Origin of the sequence: Curtobacterium sp. VKM Ac-2889, assembly GCF_015350855.1 — a bacterium.
GTDB classification, from domain to species: domain Bacteria; phylum Actinomycetota; class Actinomycetes; order Actinomycetales; family Microbacteriaceae; genus Curtobacterium; species Curtobacterium poinsettiae.
Genome location: NZ_JADKSC010000001.1, coordinates 53,036 through 72,725 on the forward strand (window position 1 = coordinate 53,036; position 19,690 = coordinate 72,725).

A 19,690-nucleotide genomic window follows, 5' to 3' on the forward strand; every position below is an offset into this window, starting at 1 on the left:
GCCGATCAGCCACTGAACGGGGCCGCCGGTCCGCCCGTCAGGGGTAGACGCGGACCGGCGTGGACACGTCGGTGGCCGGGCGCACCGGGAACCCGGCGATCCCGTCGGCACCGCGGTACGTGACCCCCGCGACGACGCCGTCGGTCCCGGTCAGCGTGAGCTGCTTCGCCGTCGGCACAGACAGTGTCCCGGTGGCGCCGGACAGGAGCGTCAGGGTGCGTCGTTCGTCGCCCGACCGCACCGTGACCGTGCGGTCCTCGCTCGTGGGGTTCACGAAGTTCAGCCGCACACCCTCGCCCGGCGCGATGGCGGTGATGGTCTCGTCGCCGAGCGGCTCGGCGGAGGCGAACCACCCGAGGTCGGTGCCGGCGCTGGTGCCGTCGGTGGGCGTCGTGGTGCGCGCCCCGGTGACGATCGGCTGGGTCGACGTGACGGTGAACGAGTACCGGCCGTCCGGGAAGTCGTCGAGCGGGACGTCGGTCACGACGCCGGGCTCGGCGGTGGCGTTGACGGTCGTGCCGCCGCCGTCGGCCGTGCTGATGCCGAGGGTGACGCGGGCCGACTTCGTGCCCGGCACGAACAGTCGGACGACCGGTGCCGCGTCGGCCGTGTCGTCACCACGCTGGGCGGCCTGCGCGTCGGCGAGGACGACGGCGGGGATGACCTGCGACCGGGACGGCGCAGCGCCGCCGGAGACGATGTCGAAGCCGCCCGGGGTCAGGGTGCGGACGACGGTCTCCTGCATGTGCGCGACGATCTGCCCGCCGGACGACGTGACGTGCACGACCGTCGACGCGGCGTCGGACACGAAGCCCGACAGCGGGACGACCTTCTGCGTGTTCGGTGCCACGACGATGCCGGTGGTCCCGGGGGCGCTGACCGTCCCGTCGCCGTCGTAGATCGCCAGGTCGACCGTGGCGTTGACGTCCGTCGGGTTCGAGAGCGTCACGAGGCTCGTGCGACCGGTCTCGGTCGATCCGCCGACGAGCCACGTGGACTGGGTGGGGTCGTCGCACGAGGCCGCTCCGGCCCCCACCAGGTCACCGCTCGAGACGCTCTGGAAGCTGCTGCCCGCGACCTGTGGGGTCGTCTCCCCCGCTGGCGCCGTCAGGAGCCGGGGGTCGCTGCCGCCGGTGGTCGAGGCGTCGAGCGCGGACCGCTCGACCGTGGAACCGGTCGTCGCGGTCGCGACGGTGGCGGTGCCGACGGTGCTCGCCTGCGTCGCGTCGTTGCCCGCGTCGTCGGACAGGCGCAGTGCGCTGCCGGCGCAGACACGTTCGGCGGCGGCCGGGACCGGCGTGACGGTGCGCCCGGCGGGTCGGCCGGGTTCCGACTCGGTGCCGATGGCGTGGGCCGCGGTGACGGCGCAGGCCGCGACGACGACGGCGACGGCCGTGGCGGTGCCGCGGACGATCCAGCGCCGGACGGAGGAGGGGGTGGTGCTCATTCGTCGCGCTCCTCGTCGAAGGTGGTGGCGGGTTCCTCGGCCTCGATGACGTTCGAGGTGGCACGGCGGCGGCGCGGGGCCGTCGGGACCGCGAGCAGGGCTGCGGCGCCGAAGACCACGCCGAGCACGACGAGGTACAGCACGTGGGTGGCCTGGGTCGCCGCGGAGCCGGAGCGCGTGCGGTCGACCTCGCCGTCGTAGTGGAACAGCTGCCCGTTGGTGGTCTCGCCGATGCTGGTGAAGAGCGCGTTCTGGCCGATGGCACCGGCGGCCCGGTCGTGCACCGTCTGCGCCTCGGGGTCGTCGCCCGCGTCGTCGATGAGCACGAAGCTCACGCCGAGTTCGCGGAGCGCCGGTCGGGGGTCGTACCCGCTGCGACTGGCCAGGTTGCCCGCGAGCGTGGTCAGCCGCGAGCCGGACTCGCTCAGCCGGAGCGCGGTCGCGTCGAGCGTCGACTGGTCGTCGAGGGTGGACCCCTGCCCGCGTTCGAGCGTGACGGCGAGCGACCCGTCGTCCTGCGGCACGACCACGAGCGTGCCGACGTCGGGGTTCGCCTGGGCCTCGGCGTTCACGTAGGCGCTGAGCACGCGGCCCGTGGTCGGCTCGATCGTGGCGGTGCCGAGGTAGAACGCCGCGAACGCCGGCGCGACGGCGATCCCGGCGAGCACGGTCGCGACGAGTCCGGTGACCGGTGCGGCCTTCGGCAGCACGTCGATGCCGATGCACGCCGCCACCACGAGGGCGAGCCAGTACACGGACAACCCGCTGCCGGGCCAGACGATGGTGGTGGTCGAACCGACACCGGTGACGGTGACGTGGGTGGCGGCGAAGGCCGTGGCGAAGCCGAGGAGCGCGATGACGAGCGCGGAGCCGGCGACCGCCCAGCGGTGGCCGAGCACCGCCCCGATCGCGGCGACGGCGACCGGGAGTGCCAGGACGGCCATCACGATCGGCAGGGCCCCGACGACGAGCGTCAGCCCGGAGGTCGCGGGCAGCCAGCCGCTCCAGTCGGGCAGGGGCTGCCCGATGGCCAGCTGCAGGGCGGACGGTGCCCGGGTCGCGGACGGCGCCCCGGGGTCGGCGAACACGGCGAGCAGGTTGCCGCGTGCCGCCTGCGCCAGGATCAGCGGCAGGAACAGCACCGCGGTCGGCACCGGGATGAACACGCGACGGTGGGCCCGGCGCCAGCCGACCAGCAGCGCCACGAGCCAGCCGATCAGCAGAACCGGCAGCAGTGACGGAGCCGAGGCGGCGACGACGGCGAACAGCAGCGACGCACCCGAGGCCCAGGCCCACGAGCGGTGCGCCTCGAGCACGGCGACGAACAGCCACGGCAGGACCAGGTGCGCGATCACGGCGCCGAGGTGCCCGGTCGTCACCGCGCCGACGAGCGACGGGGCGATGGCGTAGAGCGACGCGCCGATGACCGGCACCCAGGTGCGGGTCGTGACCTTGCGGACCGCGAACCAGGCACCGAGGGCGGACAGCGGGAACGCGACGAGCATGACGAGCACGACCGCTGTGGACGGCGACCAGAAGACGATCGAGCCGAGCACGGCGAGCACCGCGGTGAAGGGGTCGGACGGGCCGGTGAAGCCGGTGCCGAGCGAGTGGAAGCCGTACCCGACGTTCTGCCAGAGCTGACCGGGGGTCGCGGAGAGCGGCAGGAGTCCGCCGCCGGTCAGGGCCGGCGAGCCGAGCAACGGGTAGAGCGTCACGACGCTGAGCGCCGCGGCAGCCAGGACCACCCAGATCCCGCCGTCACCGAGGAACGACGCCCTGGCGATCGGGGCGTCCTCGACGCGGGCGAGTTCGACGTCGCGCGAGGTGGTGCGGTGCTCGTACACCCGACGCCAGCTCACCCGGAGCGGTTCGACGGCCGCCCAGCCGAGCTGCTTCGTGCGGGCGAGGTTCTTGCGTGCACGGCCCGTGCCGCCGCCGAACGCGACCGCGAACGCGGCGGAGAGCTCGGGGACCACGGCGGCGGGGTGCTTCGCGACCAGGTGCCCCAGGGCGCGGCCGACGGCGAAGGGCACGAGCGTGAGCCAGTGCAGCCAGACGAGCGCGACGGGGGCGTACGTCATCCGACGGTGCAGCTGCGCCTGCCGGTGCATCCGGACGCGCCGCGCCTCGGACACACGCTTGCGCCCGAACTCCTCGATCGGTCCGGCGCTGGTGACCCTGGCCTCGGGCACGAGGGCCACGCGGTGTCCGGCGAGGCGGACCCGGACCGAGAAGTCGAGCGCCGCGTCGACGTCCGGCAGTGCCGGGTCGAAGCCGCCGAGTTCGTTCCAGACCGAGCGACGCACGAGCATGCCGCCGGCGGTGACGCCGAGCACGTCGGTGTTGCGGTCGTGCTGGCCCTGGTCGAGCTCGTCCTGCACCAGGACGATCGAGCGGCCGAAGCGGGTCATGCTCTCGCCGAACGCACGGATCAGCGACGGATCGTCGTCGGCGACGAGCTTCGGACCGGCGACGACGACCGACGGCGCGATCTCGACGGCGCCCAGCAGGTCGGCGAGCGCGGTCGGTGCCGGCGCGTTGTCGTGGCCGAGGATCCACAGCCACTCGTCGACCGGCTCGTCGGTCGCGGCGGGCGGCGCGCTGCGCTCGCCCTGCCGGACGGCGTCACCGAACGACCGGCCCGCCGGGAGGCGGACGAGCTGCGCGGACCCACCGAAGGACAGTTCGGCGGTCGATCCGTCGGTCGTGCCGACGTCGACGACCACGAGGTTCTCGGGGTGGCGGGTCTGGGCGGCGAGCGCGTCCAGGGTCCGGTCGAGGTGGGCCGCCCCGTTGGCGGCGACGAGGATCGCGGTGACTCTGGGCTGCATGACGGGCGTCACTCTACGGTCTGGAGGCGCGGTGTCGGCTGCGGACGGCGGCGCGCCGTGAAGCTGTGGACGCGCTCACCGCGCGGTGCGGGACGGGCGGAGAACGGCTGGTCCCGGCGTCCTCGTCGCAGGCTCCTCGGCGCGCCCTCGCACAGCGCTGGCGCGCCGTGACCGCTCAGGCGCGCTTCCGCAGCTTGCGGCGTTCCCGCTCGGAGAGGCCACCCCAGATGCCGAAGCGTTCGTCGTTCTCGAGCGCGTACTCGAGGCACTGCGCCCGGACCTCGCACGAGGTGCAGATCTTCTTCGCCTCGCGCGTGGAGCCGCCCTTCTCGGGGAAGAACGCCTCGGGGTCGGTCTGTGCGCACAGCGAGTCGACCTGCCAGGCGAGCGGGTTCTCCTCGTCGTCCACCTCGGGACGTCGGACCCCGGGGACGCCGAGCGCCACGGGATCGACGTGCCAGTCCTCCGGAACTCCGGCGTGGAACTCGGAACCGTTCACCCTGATCACCCCTGCCGCCTCGACAACGAACCCCAACTCTTGCGGCCGTTGCCTGTAATTACAGCGGTGTCATTCGCCTGAGTCAAGTCGCGGATCATAGAAGGCACTGACCGCTCCAGCGTGTCATGTCCCCCGTTTGGGCGTGTCGCGCCGCTCGGGTGGGCCTTCCGGGGGACAACTGACTCGTCCTCAGGCGCTCAGGAGGCGCTGCGGCGGGCCTCCCACGCGCTCGAGACCATCTCGTCCAGGGAGTGCCGCATCGCCCACTCGAGGTCTCGGGCGGCGGCTTCGCCGGTCGCGACGATGCGGGCCGGGTCGCCGGGGCGCCGCGGTGCGATCTCGGGGTCGAAGGCGATCCCGGTGCCGGCAGCCATCGCGTCCATGATCTGCCGGACGCTCACGCCGTCGCCGCTGCCGAGGTTGTAGGCACGCTCGAGCGGCTCCCCGGCCTCGAGCTTCCGTGCGGCCACGGCGTGCGAGTGCGCCAGGTCGGCCACGTGCACGTAGTCGCGGACACAGGTGCCGTCCGGGGTGGCGTAGTCGTCGCCGTTGATCCGCGGGGTCCGGCCGGCGAGCAGCGCGTCGAAGACCAGCGGGAACAGGTTGTGCGGGCTGGCGTCGTACAGGTCGGGCTCCCCCGAGCCGACGACGTTGAAGTACCGGAGCGACGTGGTGGCGAATCCGGCGGCGACCTCCATGTCGCGCAGCAGCCACTCGCCGATGAGCTTCGACTCGCCGTACGGCGACTCCGGGTTCTTCGGGGTGGACTCGACCACGGTCTCGACGTCCGGCGTGCCGTAGACCGCCGCGCTCGACGAGAAGACCGCCTTGGTGACGCCGGTCTCGGCCATCGCGCGGAGCAGGGTCGCCATGCCGGTGACGTTCTGCTCGTAGGTGTGCAGCGGGCGCTCGACGGAGACGCCGGCGTACTTGAACCCCGCGACGTGGACCACGCCGGTGACCTCGTGCTCGCGCAGGGTGCGCGCCACGAGCTCCCCGTCGAGGATCGTGCCCTCGACGAACGGCACGTCGTCCGGCACGAACGCGCGGAAGCCGCTCGAGAGGTCGTCGAACGCGACCGTGTCGATGCCGGCCGAGCGCAGTGCTCGGACGACGTGGGACCCGATGTACCCGGCACCGCCGGTGACCAGCCAACTCATGCTCGCCACGCTAGCGGACGTCGGCGACGCCACGGTGGCGGTGTGCGGGTCCGCGCCGCCGCGTGCGGTTCCGCGCCGGTTCCGCGACGGCGTCCCCGGCCAGGACGCCTGTCCTGGGCGCCGGTCCTAGGCGCCGGTGGCGATGAACACCGTCGACGTGATGCCGTCGGACGAGTCCGCCTCGACGGTCACGTCGCCCTCGTCCGGCGTGATGAAGCACGACTCGCCCTTGCGGAGCAGGGTGGCCGACTGCGCGCCGACGAGCGTGACGACGCCCTCGGTGCAGATCGCGATCGACGGTCCGACGAGCGGCGCGACCCCGCCCGTGCTCAGGCCGGCCGGGCGGCCGTCGCCGTCCACCCGCAGCAGCGCGAAGCCGACGCCGTCCGGTGCGAACCGGTCGACGCCGCCGGCGATGCGCTCCGGCTCGAGGACCGGGGCCGGGTACGCGGTGAAGTCGAGCACCCGCAGGAGCTCCGGCACGTCGACGTGCTTCGGCGTCAGCCCGCCGCGCAGCACGTTGTCCGACGGCGCCATCAGCTCGATGCCGAGCCCGTCGAGGTACGCGTGGATGTTGCCGGCGGGCAGGTACATCGCCTGCCCCGCACCGAGCGTCACACGGTGCATGAGCAGGGAGACCACGGTGCCGGGGTCGCCCGGCCAGCTGGTCGCCAGGTCGCGCACGGTCGCGGTGTTCGGGGTGAGCAGGTCGTCGTCGAGGGCGACGGCCAGGTCGCTCGCGGCCTGCACCACGGCGAGTGCGGACTCGTCGGCGGTCTCGAGCCAGCGGACGGTGTCCTCGAGCCCGTGCAGCAGGTGCACCTCGAGCGGACCGAGCCGTCCGGTGCCGGCGTCGAGCACGCGCACCTCGGCGAGGGTCTCCTCGACGGGGCGGAAGCCGCTCAGCGCCTCGAACCGCTCGCTCAGCGCGACGACGAGCTCGGGCTTCGGGAACGGGTCCTTGTAGTTGCGAGCCGGGTCGTCGAGCGGGATGCCCTCGCGCTCTTCACGGGCGAAGCCCTCCGCCGCCTGCTCCGGGGTGGGGTGCGCCTGCAGCGAGAGCGGTGCGGCCGCCGCGAGCACCTTGAGCAGGAACGGCAGGTCGGTGCGGTCCGGACCGAGGGCGGTCTCCGGCTCGTCGGCGATCCAGTCGCGGAGCGTGTCGGCTCCGCCCACCATGGCGGGGTTGACGACGACGCTGGGGCTGCCGGCGTGGGCGCCGAGCCAGAGCTCCGCCTGCGGGGCACCCGTGACGGTGCGGCCGAGGAGCTCCGGGATCGCGGTGACCGAGCCCCAGGCGTAGTCGCGGGGGGTGTTCGTGATGCCGAGGAACATGGGCCAGAGCCTACCGGCGCCGCCGAGGGAGTCCTGCGGACGGCGACCGGCCGGTACCCTGGCGTCGTGACGAACACCTGGCCGCTGGCGCGCGGGGCCGTACCGGAGCGCGAGGCGTTCGCCTTCGGGGCGACGACCCTGTTCGTGCTGTTCGCGGGCGACGCCGTGCCGAACACCCTCACCTGGGTCGGGGCCGGTGTCCTCTGGGCCCTCGTCGCCGCCTGGGGCACCACGATCCTGGTCCGGGCGAAGCCGCCGCTCGTCCGCACCCCCTGGGCGCTCTGGGCGTTCCTCGGCTGGTGCCTGGTGACGCTGGTCTGGTCGCACTGGCGGTTCGCGACGATCTCGAGCCTGACCGTGCAGGTGATCTGCGCCGCCGTGGCGTTCACGATCGCCTCGACCCTGACGTGGCGGCGGATCACCGACGCCATGAGCCTCGCGCTCCGCTGGGTCCTGATGCTCTCGCTGCTGTTCGAAGCCGTCGTCGCGGTGTTCGTCCGCCACCCGATCGCGCCGATCTGGACCGACTACGGCGACCGCGACGTCCCCGACGCGTTCTACTTCTCGCGCGCCGAGCTCTTCACCGGTGGCCGGATCCAGGGCCTGCCGGGCAACGCGAACCTGCTCGCCATGGTCGCCCTGCTCGTCGCGATCGTGGTCGCCGTGCAGTTCGCCGAGGGCCGGATCCGCCGCAACCAGGCGATCGGCTGGCTCCTCGTCGCCGCACTCGGCTTCGTCCTCACCCGCTCGTCGACGGTCATCGCCGCTGCCCTCGTGGTCGCCGTGGTCGCCCTGGTCGCGGTGTGGATGCGCCGAGTGCCGACCGAGCGCCGCACCCCGCGCTACCTGCTGCTCGCGGTGGGCGCGATCGTCGTCGCCGTCGCCGCGGCCGTGCTGCGTGGTCCGGTCTCCGAGCTGCTCGGCAAGGGCTCGGACGCCACCGGTCGGGGCGAGATCTGGGGCAAGGTGCTCGGGCTGATCGACCAGCACCCCGTCGGCGGCTGGGGCTGGATCGGGTACTGGTGGCCCGGCATCCCGACGCTCGCCGACCTGGCGCACCGCAAGGGTGTCACCTACCTGCAGGCCCACGACGCCTACCTGGACGTCTGGATGCAGACCGGCATCATCGGCCTGGTGCTCTTCGCGATCTACGTGGTGACGACGCTGTCGCGCTCGTGGGCCTGCGCGACCCGCATCGGGTACGACGCCACGCTGCGTCCGCGGTCGTTCGACCCGGTGTCGCTCCTGCCGCTCCTGGTCGTCGTCGCGCTGCTCGTGCAGTCCGTCGCCGAGTCCCGCCTGCTCTACCAGGGGAACTGGGTGCTCTTCGCCCTGCTCGCGATCAAGACCCGCATCGTGCTGACCGGCGAGGAACCCGTGTCCACCGGCGACGGCCCCCGCACGCCGCTGGCCAAGCGCGAGTTCCGCTGGGCCGGCACGCGCTGACCCGGGCGCTCCCTCAGCGCGACAGCCAGGAGCACGCCACCGGGGACGACCACGGGTTCGACCGCACCCGGGCGACCTCGAGCGACGGGTCCGCGTCGCACGCCTCGACCGCCGCCGGCAACTGCCCGGCCCACACCGGGCCGTCGCTGCGCCGCGTGTCCGCCGGCGCGACGTGCAGCACGGCCGACGCGACGACGGCGGTGACCACGCACCAACCGGCCAGCGCACCGACGAGGCGACCCGCGCCTCCTGTCCGTGCCGCCACGCGCGACCAGCGGGGCGCGTCCACCAGCGCGGCGGCGGCGACCACCGCGGCGCTCACGAGCAGCAGGCCGGCAGCGGCGGCGTAGCGCTGCGGCGGCAGGGCGGCCATCGCGCTCACCGGCGCGGACCAGCGGACGCCGGCACCGTGGTTGGCGAGGACGGCCACCCACCACACCGCGACCGAACCGGCGGCGAGTGCCGTGACCATCCACCGGGTGCCTGTCGGCCCGACGACCACGGCCGCCACCAGGACGACCAGCAGCAGGGCGGCGGGGACCAGGACCACGGCCCAGCCGTGCTCCACCACCGCCGTCAGCGCGGCGCCGAGGTCCGGACCCCAGGCACCCGCCACGGGACGCAGCAGGTACCCGGCGAGCACGTCCCCGACCGCCGGCGACCCCGTGGCGAGGGCACGCGGGTTCGTCAGGGCCGTGACGCCCTGCGCGGCCAGGGCGACGACCACGACGACCGTGACGGGCAGCGCGGACCACCGACCGGATGAGCCGGGCGTTCGGCCTCGGGGCGTCCACGCGAGGAGCAGCAGGGGCGCGAACAGTGCGGTGAGGGGTTCGGTGAGCACGGCGACACCAGCGACCACGGCGAGCGCGCCAGCGCCCCACCAGGAGCGGCTGCGGAAGGTGAAGACCCACGGCACCAGGACGAGCAGGAACCAGTGCAGGTTCGCCGCGTTGCCGCTGATCTCGTACGGGGCGAGCGGCAGGACGACGGGGACGGCGGCGAGCACCAGCCGGAACGGCCACGGGCGGACGACGTCGCGGGACAGCACGAACACCAGGGCGCAGACCCCGCCCACCACCGCGCAGGACGCCAGTGCCACCACCTGCGCGTACCGTTCGGGCGGCAGCGCGTAGCCGAGGTCGACGATGAGCCGGGGCAGCAGGTGCAGGTAGCCGGCGTAGGGGTGCAGCAGCGTGTCGACGGGCCCCATCGCGATCCGTTCGCGCAGGAACACGCCGCCGTCCTCGGCCCAGACGGTGTTCCGCGTCACCGGACCGAGGCGGTACCAGGCCAGTGCGGTCGTGAGCAGGCCGACGAGGACCGCGACGAGCGGGACGCCGACGACCCTGCGCGCGACGTCCATTCGGTGAGGATAGATCGCTCATCGCGCATCGTCGATACAGCCACACCGCGATGTGGTGTGCTCGTCACAAGGTCGTGCGCCAAGATGGACGCGTGACGGACGGCCGGGTGAGCAGACAGGTGCTCGGGCGCCGGTACCTCTCCGCCTGGATCGGATTCTCGGCCGGTGGACGGTTCAGCCAGGCGCTCGCGACGGTCATCGTGCTGTTCGGGTTCGGCCAGCCCACGGTGGAGACACTCGTCGGTCAGGCGGGGACCTGGGCGGTGCTCGTGACGCTGTTCGTGCTCGCGGGGCTGAGCCTGCTGGGACAGCGCTACCGGATCGAGTGGCACGGGGTCCTCCCCCTCTCGCTGTTGGCCTTCGTCGGCTACTGCGCGTTGAGCGTGCTGTGGAGCGAGTACTCCTGGTTCGCGCTCCGCGGGCTCGTGCAGACCGTGTGCTTCATCGGCCTCGGGCTGTACCTGGCGCTCGGCCGCGACCTGGTGCAGGTGATCCGGGCCTCGGGCGACGCCTTCCGGATCCTGCTCGTGACCGCCCTCGGGCTCGAGGTCCTGTCCGGCCTGGTGCTCGACGTCCCGTTCCCGGCGTTCGGCATCCGCGGTGACATCGCGTACGGCGGCCCGATCCAGGGCATCGGCGGCACACGCAACTTCATGGGCTTCATCGCCGCCATGGCACTGGTCACCTTCGTGATCGAGTTCCTCACCCGGTCCGTCACGCTCTGGCGCGCGATCGCCTCGACCTCGCTCGCCGTCATCGCCCTGATGCTCGTGCAGTCCCCCATCACCGGCCTGGCGATGATCGCACTCGCCGTCACCGCACTGGCGCTCTGGTCACTCCGGCACGCGCGACCGGCGACCAGACCGGTGGTCAACGGCGTCCTCGGCGCGGTCGTCCTGCTGACCCTGGCCGTCGGGGTGCTCGCGCGGCACCGGCTGCTCGCCGAGATCGGGGCGGCCGGCGGCACCGCGACGCGCACGGACCTGTGGTCCCAGATCCGGGTCCTGGTGGAGCGCTACCCGATCCAGGGCTGGGGCTGGGTGGGGACCTGGCCGACCGAGCCGGTGGTGCCGTACGTGACGCTCATCGACCCCGCCGGCGTCCGCTTCACCTCGGGCCTCAACGCCTTCGTGGACGCCTGGCTGCAGATCGGCTTCGCGGGCACGCTCATCCTCGGGATCACGGCGCTGCTCGCGTTCGCACGGGCCTGGGTGACGGCGACGACGTTCCCCGGGGTGGCGTACGTGTGGCCGGCCGCGGTGCTCGTGCTGCTCGCCGTCACCAGCACGGCGGAGAGCTACCTGCTGCACGGCGCGGGGCTGATGTTCTTCGTGACGGTGCTCGTGATCGCCGCGCGGCGGCGATCGTGGCGCCGGCACCTGCCGCGCGTGTAGCGCCGGACCGGAGGCCCGTGGCGGCCCCGCACCGCGCCTCCAGGCCGTCACGCCGAACGTTCCGGGCCCGCGCATCGTGAGCAGGAACGGTCGCCCCAGTAGACGCGACGCGACCGTTCCTGCGCACGAAGCGAGCGCGCGCTCCGGGCCTCGCGCTACGGGCGCGTGCGGCGACCCAGACGGCGCTGCACACCCCACCGGGTGACACGGAGCATCGCCTCGACCACGATGGACCGGCTCATCTTGGAGACCCCGTGCACGCGGTCGCGGAACCGGATCGGCACCTCGACGATGCGGCCGCCGAGGGCGTCCACGCGCAGCGTCATGTCCACCTGGAAGCAGTACCCCTTCGAGTCCACCGATGCGAGGTCCATCCGCGCGATCGCCGACGAGCGGTACACGCGGTACCCGGCGGTGATGTCGCGCACGTCCAGGCCGAGCACGAGGCGGGCGTAGGTGTTCGCCCCGCGGCTGAGCGCCTGGCGTCGGAGCGGCCAGTCGACGACCGAGCCACCCGGCACCCAGCGGGACCCGATCGCGAGCAGGACGTCCTCGGACGCGGTCACGGCGTCGATCATGGCCGGCAACCGGTCGGCCGGGTGCGAGCCGTCGGCGTCCATCTCGACCAGCAGCGGGTAGCCGCGCTCCAGACCCCACCGGAAGCCGGCGACGTACGCCGTGCCGAGCCCGGCCTTGCCGGGACGCTGCAGCAGGTGCACGCGGTCGTCAGCGGCGGCCAGCGACCGCACGATGTCCCCGGTGCCGTCCGGGCTGCCGTCGTCGACGACGAGCACGTGGGCACCGGGCACCGCCGCCAGCACGGCGGCCGTGATCGCGCGGATGTTCTCGGCCTCGTCGTAGGTCGGGACGATGACGAGGGCGGCGGTGTCCCCCGGGGTCACCGGTTCAGGCGCCGCTTCACCTTGCCAGCGACGCTGCGGGGGCCCTCGGTGCGCAGGTAGTGCACGGCGCGACCGAGGTCGTAGCGGACACCGGAGAGCTTCTTGCGCTCCGGCACGCGGACGCGCATCTTGTGCGGCTCGATCGAGGACGTCGTGTCGCGCACCGACTTGTCCGCAGCGCGGATCGGGTTCCGGCAGAACTCGACGAGCGGGGCGAGGACGTTCTCCCACGTGAACTGCTCGCGCACACGGTCGACGTTGCCGATGAACTCGGTGCGGGCCTTCTTGTCGAAGAGCGCCGTCTCGAGCGCGGTCGCCAGGCCGTCGACGTCCTGCTCGTGCACCGCGATGCCGAGCTTCTGCTCCGCGACGAGGTCACCGAACGAGTCGCCGGCCGTCGTGACGATCGGCAGACGTGCCCACAGGTAGTCGAGGATGCGGGTGCGGAACGAGAACGTCGTCTCGAGGTGCTCGTAGTGCGTCGAGACGCCGGCGTCGGCCTCGAGCAGGTAGGCGCCGCGCTCCTCGTACGGGATCCACTGGTCGTTGAAGAACACGTGCTTGCCGGTGAGCCCGAGGGCGTCCGCCTCGGCGCGGACCTTCGCCACGATGTCCATCTCGGGGACGTCTGGGTTCGGGTGCTGCACGCCCATGAAGAAGAGCTTGACCGACGGACGGCGCTCGGCGAGCCGGGCGATCGAGCGGACCAGGGTGATCGGGTCGAACCAGTCGTAGATCCCCCCGCCCCAGACGACGAGCTTGTCGTTCTTGCCGATGCCCGGCACGACGCCCTTGACCCGCTGCTGGTCGTGCACCGGCGGGGTCGAGGACAGGCCGAACGGCACGACGCCGATGAGCGAGCGCAGGTCGGCGTCACGCGAGTACGTGCGGGCGTTCACGCGGCCGGAGCCGGCGAGCTGCCCGAGCCAGAACATCCGCTGACGCTCCGAGGCACAGATGAAGTAGTCGCCGAGCTCGAGCTGGTGGTTCAGCGTGTCCGAGGCGTCGAGGATCTGGCGGTTCCACTTGTCGACGTCGTCGCTGCGGCCCTGTTCGAGCTGCTCGAGGTGCAGCGGGTCGTAGACGTCGACGACCAGGATCTTGCTGGTCGACTCGAGCACGGGGAACAGCCGGAGCGCGTGGCCCTGCACGATGATGACGTCGGCCCAGCCCTCGTGCTCGACCATCTGGCGCGGGTGGCGGTGCGGGACCGTGACGACCTCGTACGAGGGGTCGATCGGCGACGAGCGGGTGAGGCTGACCACGCGGACGTCGTGCTCCGATGCCAGCTGCTTCGCCATCTGGGTGGCACGGATCGCCGGACCGGCCATCTTCGCGCCGATCGAGTCGCCCGTGATGATGAGGACGCGGCGACGGGTGCCGACCTCGAGCACGCCGAGGGAGTGCACGATCTTGTCGTAGCCGGCCAGGTAGTTCTCGATCGGGTACGCGGGCTCGTCGCGGTTGCCGAACAGGCGGAGGAGCTCGCGGTCGGACCGGACACGGGTCGCCTGGATCTGGCGGCGGGACTCGGTCATCGACGGCAGCTGCTCGACGAACTGGTCGACGCCGTAGATGCCCGCCATGCTCGTCTTCGGCACCGGGATGGTGGGGACGCTGTCGTCGCCGGGGTTGCGCAGGTCGAGCTCGGTGGAGTCGAGCTCCCCGCGGCCCACGGCACGGCGGACGGCGAGCGCCAGCGAACCGGGCAGCGCCGCGGCGAGCTGTTCGTCACCGAGGTTCTTGTAGAGCGTGAACAGTGCGTTGCGCTCGAGCAGGTAGGTCTCGCGGAAGTCGCCGAACTTGTTCATCGACGCGTGGTGCTTGTGGAACGCGACGGACTTCGGCTGGTACCGGAAGCGCCAGCCGAGCAGGTTGAGCCGCCAGCCGAGGTCGACGTCCTCGTAGAACATGAAGTAGCGGTCGTCGAAGCCGTCGAGCTGCTCGAAGAGCTCGGCGCGGATGAACATCGCGGCGCCGGTGCCGAACAGGACGTCGGTCTCGCTCTCCCACCGGCCGGTGTCCGGCGACCCGGCGAAGGGCTTGTAGCCCATGCCGTACCAGGTCATCGCGGCCTCGGTGAAGTCGACGTTGACGCCTTCCCAGTCGAGGACCTTCGAGGCGACGGCACCGATGTCGGCACCGGAGGCGAACGTGGCCATGGCCTCGCGCACCCAGCCGGTGTCCGGACGGGCGTCGTTGTTGAGGAACGCCACGACCTCGCCGGAGGACTTCTCGACGCCGAGGTTGCACCCGCCCGTGAACCCGAGGTTCGCACCAGCGTCGATCAGGGTGAAGTCGAGGGACGAGGCCTTCAGCCGACCGAGGTGCTCGGGGCCCGAACCGTTCTCGACGACGATCACCTCGAGCTTGTCCTGCGGCCAGTCCTGCTTGCGGAGCTCCGCGATGCTCGTCAGGGTGTCGTCCGTGCCCTTGTAGTTCACGAGGATGACGGAAACGACTCCCGGCTTGCGCTCTGTCACGCGAGTTCCTCCAGCAGCTGCCGCGCACCGGGCGCGGGTAGGTGGCTCGGCCAGCGGGGTGCCGCGGGCCGATGACACCCTACAAGGCGCGCCCACGGACTCCCTGCCGCCGCTGCGGATTCGTGCAGAATGGCGTGCGTGACCGCTGTGATCCCGAGCACCCCCATGCCCTCCCCCCTCCGCGAGGACTACGCGGCCCTCGCGGCCGACGAGCACGCCGAGGGCCCCCGCGGCACGATCCGCTTCGCGGTCTCGACCGCCGATCCGGCCGAGGGCAAGGGCGACCTGTTCGTCGCGCTCGGCCTCGCGCGGGCACTCCGGGCCGAGGGCTGGGGCGTGGCGATGTGGCCGTTGGCGCGCTGGGGCGAGGAACTCCCCGCCGACACCGCCGTCGTGGTCAGCATGATCGAGTCCTTCGTGCCCGGCTACGTCCCCGCCGGCACCGCCCTGGTGGCGTGGGTGCGGAACTGGACCGCCAAGTGGGCAGCCCTGCCCTACCTGGACGAGTTCGACGCCGTCTGGACCTCGTCCGAGGCCGCCCGCGACGCGGTCGCCGCGGCCTACAGCGGCCCCGTCGAGGTCGTCCCGATCGGCGTGGACACCGAGCTGTTCACGACCGACGCCACCGCACCGCGCGAACGTACCGACCGCGCCGTCACCACCGTCAACTTCTGGGGTGTCCGCCGCCGTGTGCAGGACGTCCTGGCCGAGGTCGCCCCGACCGAACCGATCGTCTGGTTCGCCGCGAACGTCGACCACGTCGAGGCCTCGGCCGGCGTCGAGCTCCGCCCAGCGGTGTCCTACTTCGCGCTGCCCGAGGTCTACCGCGCAGCCGGTTTCGTCGTCGACGACGTGATCGAGCCGGCCGCCGAGTACGGCACCCTGAACTCCCGCCTGTACGAGTCGCTCGCGTCCGGCGCGCTGCCCGTCACCGACTGCGCGCTCGGGCTCGACGAGCTCGGCCTGTCCGACGTGCCGGTGTTCGACGACGCCGACTCGCTCGAGCGCGTGCTCGCGATGCCCCGCGACGAGCGCACGGCCCTGGTCGCCCGGCTCCGCGCCGTGGTGCTCGAGCGGCACTCGTTCCGCGCCCGTGCCGAGCAGGTCGGCCCGTCGCTCGACGCCGCCGTCGCCGCCGCCTCGGGTCGGAGCGGCGAGCGTGGCGCGTTCCTGCGCTGGGCCACCGCCCAGCGCGAGACGCTCCGGCAGGCCGAGCACGACCGCGACGTCCACCTGTCCGGCGTGCACGACATCAACGCACGCCTGGTCGCGTCGGAGCAGCAGGTCGGCGCGTACGACACCGCACGCCGCCGGGCCGAGGCGGAGCGCGACCAGATCGCGGCCCGCTTCGAGGGCCTCACGCGCTCGCCCGAGTACCGGCTGCTGCACGGCGTCGGTCTGATGGCGCGGCGCGCACGCCGCTGACGGCGGTCGACGCGACCAACAGACGGACGGGAGGCCCGGTACCAGCTGGTACCAGGCCTCCCGTCCGTCGTGGTGACCGTCTACTGCACGGTGACGGTCTTGGTGCCGAAGCTCTTGTAGGTGCCGCTCGGCAGGTCCTGGAAGTAGACGCGCACGGTGTGCGTGCCCTTCTTCAGCCCGGTGAACTTCCGCGACAGTCCCACGTCCGACCCCCAGTCCGGGTGCGCGGCCTGCACGTCGGTCCGGGTCGCGTTCGCGGTGCCCGGCGAGACGGCCACGCCGTCCAGGTGGATCTTGTAGCCGACCGGGTCCCAGACGTCCGGGTCGATGGCCCAGCCGGCGACCGTGATGGTGCCGACGCCGCCGGTGACCGACTCGTACAGGCCCTTGACCGAACCGGTCTTGCCCGTCTTGCCGGTGGTGGGCGGGTCGGTGACCCGCACGCTCTTCGTGCCGAAGCTCTTGTAGGTGCCGCTCGGCAGCTCCTGGAAGTACACCCGCACCGAGTGGGTGCCGGCGGTCAGCCCGGGGATCTTCAGGGACAGGCCGACGTCGGAACCCCAGGCGGGGTGCACGGCCTCGACGTCGGTCCGCTTCGCGTTCGCGGCTCCGGGGGCGATGGCGACACCGTCGACGTGGATCTTGTACTGCACCGGGTCCCAGACGTCGGGGTCGATCGCCCAGCCGCGCACCGTGGCGCTGTTCACGCCGCCGGTCACGGACTCGTACGCGCCCTTGACCGAACCCGTCTTGCCCGTCTTGCCCGTCGTCCCCGACGCGTCGGGTTCGGCGGACGATGCGGCGGTCACGGTCACGGACTTGGTGCCGAAGCTGACGTACTTGCCGCCCTGCAGGTCCTGGAAGTAGACGCGCACGGTGTGCTTGCCGGCCTTCAGTCCGGTGAGCCGGAGCGTCAGGCCGACGTCCGAGCCCCAGGTGGGGTGGTCCGCCGCGACGTCGGTGCGCGTGGCGTCCGCGACACCGCTGTTCGTGCTCACGCCGTCGACGTGGATCTTGTACTTGACCGGGTCCCAGACGTCCGGGTCGATCGCCCAGCCCCGCACGGTGGCCGTGCCGACGCCGCCGGTGACGGAGTCGTACGAGCCGCGGACCTTGCCGGTCTTGCCGGTCTTGCCGGTGGTGGGGGCGTCGACGACGACGGACTTCGACGCGACCTTGACGTACTTCGTACCGGGCTTGTCCACCACGTAGAGCGTCACCGCGCGCTTGCCGGCGGACATCCCACCGATCGTCTTCGAGAAGCCGAGGGTGCTGCCGACGCCCGGGTAGACCTTCGCCACGTCGGTGCGGGTCGTGTCGGCCGTGCCGGTCGCCTTGCTCACGCCGTCGACCAGGATCTTCCACGAGCCGGGCTTCGACGAGTCGGGGTCGAGGACCCAGCCGCTCGCCGAGATCGTGCCGACGCCGCCGGTCACCGAGTCGAGGACGCCCTTCGGCGCTTCGCTCGTGACGGTGCGGGTGTAGCAGCCGAGCAGGGTGTTGCCGCCGCGGCCCTGGTTGATGGCGTACGTGCAGACGTTGTGCTTGCCGAGGCTCAGCCCGGTCAGGGTCGTCGAGAACCCGTGCCGGGTGTTGTTCGCCCCGAGAGTGCCCGCCAGGTCGCTGCGGTTCGCGTCGGCGGTGATGGTCTTCGCGCCGTCACCGTCGACGTAGAACGCGACGCGCAGGGGGTTCGTCGTGTCGGGGTCGGCGGCCCATCCCCGGACCGTCAGGGTCGAGGTGGCGGTGGCGGTCACCGCGTCGACGTTGCCGACCGGGTTGCCGCTGCCGCTGGAGGCGCCGAACCAGTCGGTGTACATGCGCCAGAAGTTGCGGTTGCCGTAGGCCGAGCAGCCGTCGCCGCTGCCGTAGAGGTTCGACATCGCCGCGGCGTTCGGCGTGTACGGCGTGTAGATGTAGAGCGCCGCGGTGGCCTGGTTCTGGATGTAGACGGACTTGCGGCCGCACGCGGCGTTCGGGTTGAGCAGGATCGAGTTCGTCCGGCCCGCCTGGTACGCCCACGAGGTCGGCGTCGCCTGGTACCGCTTGAACTGCAGCGCGGCGGCGTAGACCTGCTGGCCGAAGCCGAAGTACGCCGGGTCGCACGGGGCGGTGTCCGGGCACGCGAAGCCGGTGGCGTGCAGGTACATGTAGGACGTCGGCGAGGACGTCGTCACGATGCCCTGCTCCTTCTGCAGGAGCACGAGCAGCACCTTCTGGCTGATGCCGCACGCGGCACCGACCTGGGCGATCATCGTCGCGGCGCTCTTGGTGCCGCCGGCGATGGCCTTGCACCGGCCGGAGACCGCGCCGATCGAGCTCATCTTCTGCGAGAAGTCCTTCAGGCAGGCGGGCCCACCCGAGGCCTTGCGGCAGTTCGGTGCGACGCTCGTCAGGAACGACTGCACGGCTGCGGCGCTCATGGCCGAGCCGTTGTAGAAGTTCGCGTCGCTGATGATGTTGCCCGGGTCGAAGTCCGAGGCGACGGCGGCAGACGCCGACCGGGTCGTGGTCTGCTCCGAGAGCACCGTGCCGAAGGTCAGACCGCTCACCGCGACGGCGAGGGACGCCACCAGCGCGAGGGAGCTGCGGAGGGACCGCCGGACGGGGCGGTCATCGCTGTCGGGACGGGGGGAACGGGTGGGACGCATCACGGGACCTCGGCGGTCAGGGGGTCGGACGTCGTCGACGCGGAGCCGATGGCGTAGGTCAGGGTGACGGACCAGGTGCCGCTCGGCACCTTCGCCGCGGGGAACGACACCTGCGCGCAGTTCACCGACGAGGCACTCGCCTGCGCGGTGCTCGTGGCCTTCCGCGTGACGCCGTTCTTCGTCGCGGTGAAGGTGCACTTCCCGCTCGTGTCGGTGGTGCCGGAGACCAGGCCACCGGCCTGGAGCGTCTTCGAGCCGGTGTCCCAGCCGGCGTAGGTCACGACGGCCGTGGCCGGGAACTCCGACGGGTCGGTGTCCGGCTGGTTCGTCGCGCCGCTGCCCGGGAACGGACCGGGGGTGTCGTCGTCGCCGGCGCCGGAGTCGGTGCCGCCGTCGCCGGACGCACCGTCGGTCGGCGAAGGGGCCACTCCGGTGGGCGCCGCGGTCGCCGAGGCGTCGCCGGTCGGGGTCGCACTCGGGGTGCGCGTGGCGGAGGCCGACGGCGACGTGGTGGCGTCGTCGCCACCACCGGAACAACCGGCCACGAGGAGACTGAGTGCACCGACCACCGCGAACGCAGCGATCGGCCTGGATGCGAGGAGCATGCTGACGGGCCGTCCTGAGGATGTTGACAAGGGTCCGGGTTGCAACAACGGTAACTCGAAAGTGAAGGTTGAGGGTTGGATCGGCCGGAATCACCCCCACTCGGGGTGCACGACGGCCGTCGCCCAACCCCGCCACGCGGGCC

13 protein-coding genes are annotated in these 19,690 nt (G+C 72.3%); 3 read left to right on the forward strand and 10 right to left on the reverse strand.

Annotation, left to right across the window (positions count from 1 at the left end):
• Positions 1-37: 37 nt before the first annotated feature.
• From ITJ50_RS00255 to manA, 5 genes are all read right to left on the reverse strand, one after another.
• Positions 38-1,447, reverse strand: a complete 1,410-nt coding sequence (locus ITJ50_RS00255) for a DUF5719 family protein (RefSeq protein ID WP_159556652.1) — start codon at positions 1,445-1,447, stop codon at positions 38-40.
• Positions 1,444-4,281: a glycosyltransferase gene (locus tag ITJ50_RS00260; protein WP_140449320.1), complete on the reverse strand. Its 2,838-nt coding sequence runs from the start codon at positions 4,279-4,281 to the stop codon at positions 1,444-1,446. Before ITJ50_RS00260 ends, ITJ50_RS00255 begins: the two co-directional genes overlap by 4 nt.
• Before the next feature lie 175 nt (positions 4,282-4,456).
• On the reverse strand, positions 4,457-4,789 hold the full coding sequence (locus ITJ50_RS17705) for a WhiB family transcriptional regulator (protein WP_416354611.1): 333 nt from the start codon (positions 4,787-4,789) through the stop codon (positions 4,457-4,459).
• Between the two features lie 188 nt (positions 4,790-4,977).
• Positions 4,978-5,940: a UDP-glucose 4-epimerase GalE gene (gene galE / locus ITJ50_RS00270; protein WP_031260600.1), complete on the reverse strand. Its 963-nt coding sequence runs from the start codon at positions 5,938-5,940 to the stop codon at positions 4,978-4,980.
• A 126-nt stretch (positions 5,941-6,066) separates the two neighbouring features.
• Complete coding sequence (manA, locus tag ITJ50_RS00275; protein ID WP_017888798.1) at positions 6,067-7,275, reverse strand: mannose-6-phosphate isomerase, class I; 1,209 nt, start codon at positions 7,273-7,275, stop codon at positions 6,067-6,069.
• A gap of 66 nt (positions 7,276-7,341) precedes the next feature.
• Between manA and ITJ50_RS17710 the strand changes: the two genes are divergently transcribed.
• Positions 7,342-8,721 carry an O-antigen ligase family protein gene (locus ITJ50_RS17710; RefSeq protein ID WP_017888797.1) on the forward strand — a complete coding sequence of 460 codons (1,380 nt, stop codon included), beginning with the start codon at positions 7,342-7,344 and terminating at the stop codon, positions 8,719-8,721.
• A gap of 13 nt (positions 8,722-8,734) precedes the next feature.
• Here the strand turns inward: ITJ50_RS17710 and ITJ50_RS00285 are convergent, their stop codons facing one another.
• Positions 8,735-10,087 carry a hypothetical protein gene (locus tag ITJ50_RS00285; protein ID WP_194589668.1) on the reverse strand — a complete coding sequence of 451 codons (1,353 nt, stop codon included), beginning with the start codon at positions 10,085-10,087 and terminating at the stop codon, positions 8,735-8,737.
• A 107-nt stretch (positions 10,088-10,194) separates the two neighbouring features.
• Between ITJ50_RS00285 and ITJ50_RS00290 the strand changes: the two genes are divergently transcribed.
• Positions 10,195-11,481, forward strand: coding sequence for an O-antigen ligase family protein (locus tag ITJ50_RS00290; protein ID WP_194589669.1), 1,287 nt, complete (start codon positions 10,195-10,197; stop codon positions 11,479-11,481).
• Between the two features lie 155 nt (positions 11,482-11,636).
• On the opposite strand, the gene ITJ50_RS00295 is transcribed toward ITJ50_RS00290, so the two are convergent.
• Together ITJ50_RS00295 and ITJ50_RS00300 are read right to left on the reverse strand one after the other, a co-directional pair.
• Complete coding sequence (locus ITJ50_RS00295) at positions 11,637-12,383, reverse strand: polyprenol monophosphomannose synthase (RefSeq protein ID WP_194589670.1); 747 nt, start codon at positions 12,381-12,383, stop codon at positions 11,637-11,639.
• On the reverse strand, positions 12,380-14,866 hold the full coding sequence (locus ITJ50_RS00300) for a glycosyltransferase (RefSeq protein WP_042538799.1): 2,487 nt from the start codon (positions 14,864-14,866) through the stop codon (positions 12,380-12,382). Before ITJ50_RS00300 ends, ITJ50_RS00295 begins: the two co-directional genes overlap by 4 nt.
• A 138-nt stretch (positions 14,867-15,004) precedes the next feature.
• On the opposite strand from ITJ50_RS00300, the gene ITJ50_RS00305 reads away from it, so the two are divergent.
• Positions 15,005-16,291: a glycosyltransferase family protein gene (locus ITJ50_RS00305; RefSeq protein WP_194589671.1), complete on the forward strand. Its 1,287-nt coding sequence runs from the start codon at positions 15,005-15,007 to the stop codon at positions 16,289-16,291.
• Positions 16,292-16,371: 80 nt separating this feature from the next.
• Here ITJ50_RS00305 and ITJ50_RS00310 read toward each other — a convergent pair whose 3' ends face one another.
• Positions 16,372-18,864, reverse strand: a complete 2,493-nt coding sequence (locus ITJ50_RS00310) for a hypothetical protein (RefSeq protein WP_052481761.1) — start codon at positions 18,862-18,864, stop codon at positions 16,372-16,374.
• Between the two features lie 77 nt (positions 18,865-18,941).
• The gene (locus ITJ50_RS00315; protein ID WP_194589672.1) at positions 18,942-19,547 is read right to left on the reverse strand and encodes a hypothetical protein; all 606 of its coding nucleotides are present in this window, start codon (positions 19,545-19,547) and stop codon (positions 18,942-18,944) included.
• Positions 19,548-19,690 lie beyond the last annotated feature (143 nt).

What these genes read in the sequence shown, in the direction of transcription:
- ITJ50_RS00315 (WP_194589672.1), bottom strand. Translation starts at nt 19,547, where the DNA reads ATGCTCCTCGCATCCAGGCCGATCGCTGCGTTCGCGGTGGTCGGTGCA.
- ITJ50_RS00285 (WP_194589668.1), bottom strand. Translation starts at nt 10,087, where the DNA reads ATGGACGTCGCGCGCAGGGTCGTCGGCGTCCCGCTCGTCGCGGTCCTC.
- manA (WP_017888798.1), bottom strand. Translation starts at nt 7,275, where the DNA reads ATGTTCCTCGGCATCACGAACACCCCCCGCGACTACGCCTGGGGCTCG.
- galE (WP_031260600.1), bottom strand. Translation starts at nt 5,940, where the DNA reads ATGAGTTGGCTGGTCACCGGCGGTGCCGGGTACATCGGGTCCCACGTC.
- ITJ50_RS00260 (WP_140449320.1), bottom strand. Translation starts at nt 4,281, where the DNA reads ATGCAGCCCAGAGTCACCGCGATCCTCGTCGCCGCCAACGGGGCGGCC.
- ITJ50_RS00255 (WP_159556652.1), bottom strand. Translation starts at nt 1,447, where the DNA reads ATGAGCACCACCCCCTCCTCCGTCCGGCGCTGGATCGTCCGCGGCACC.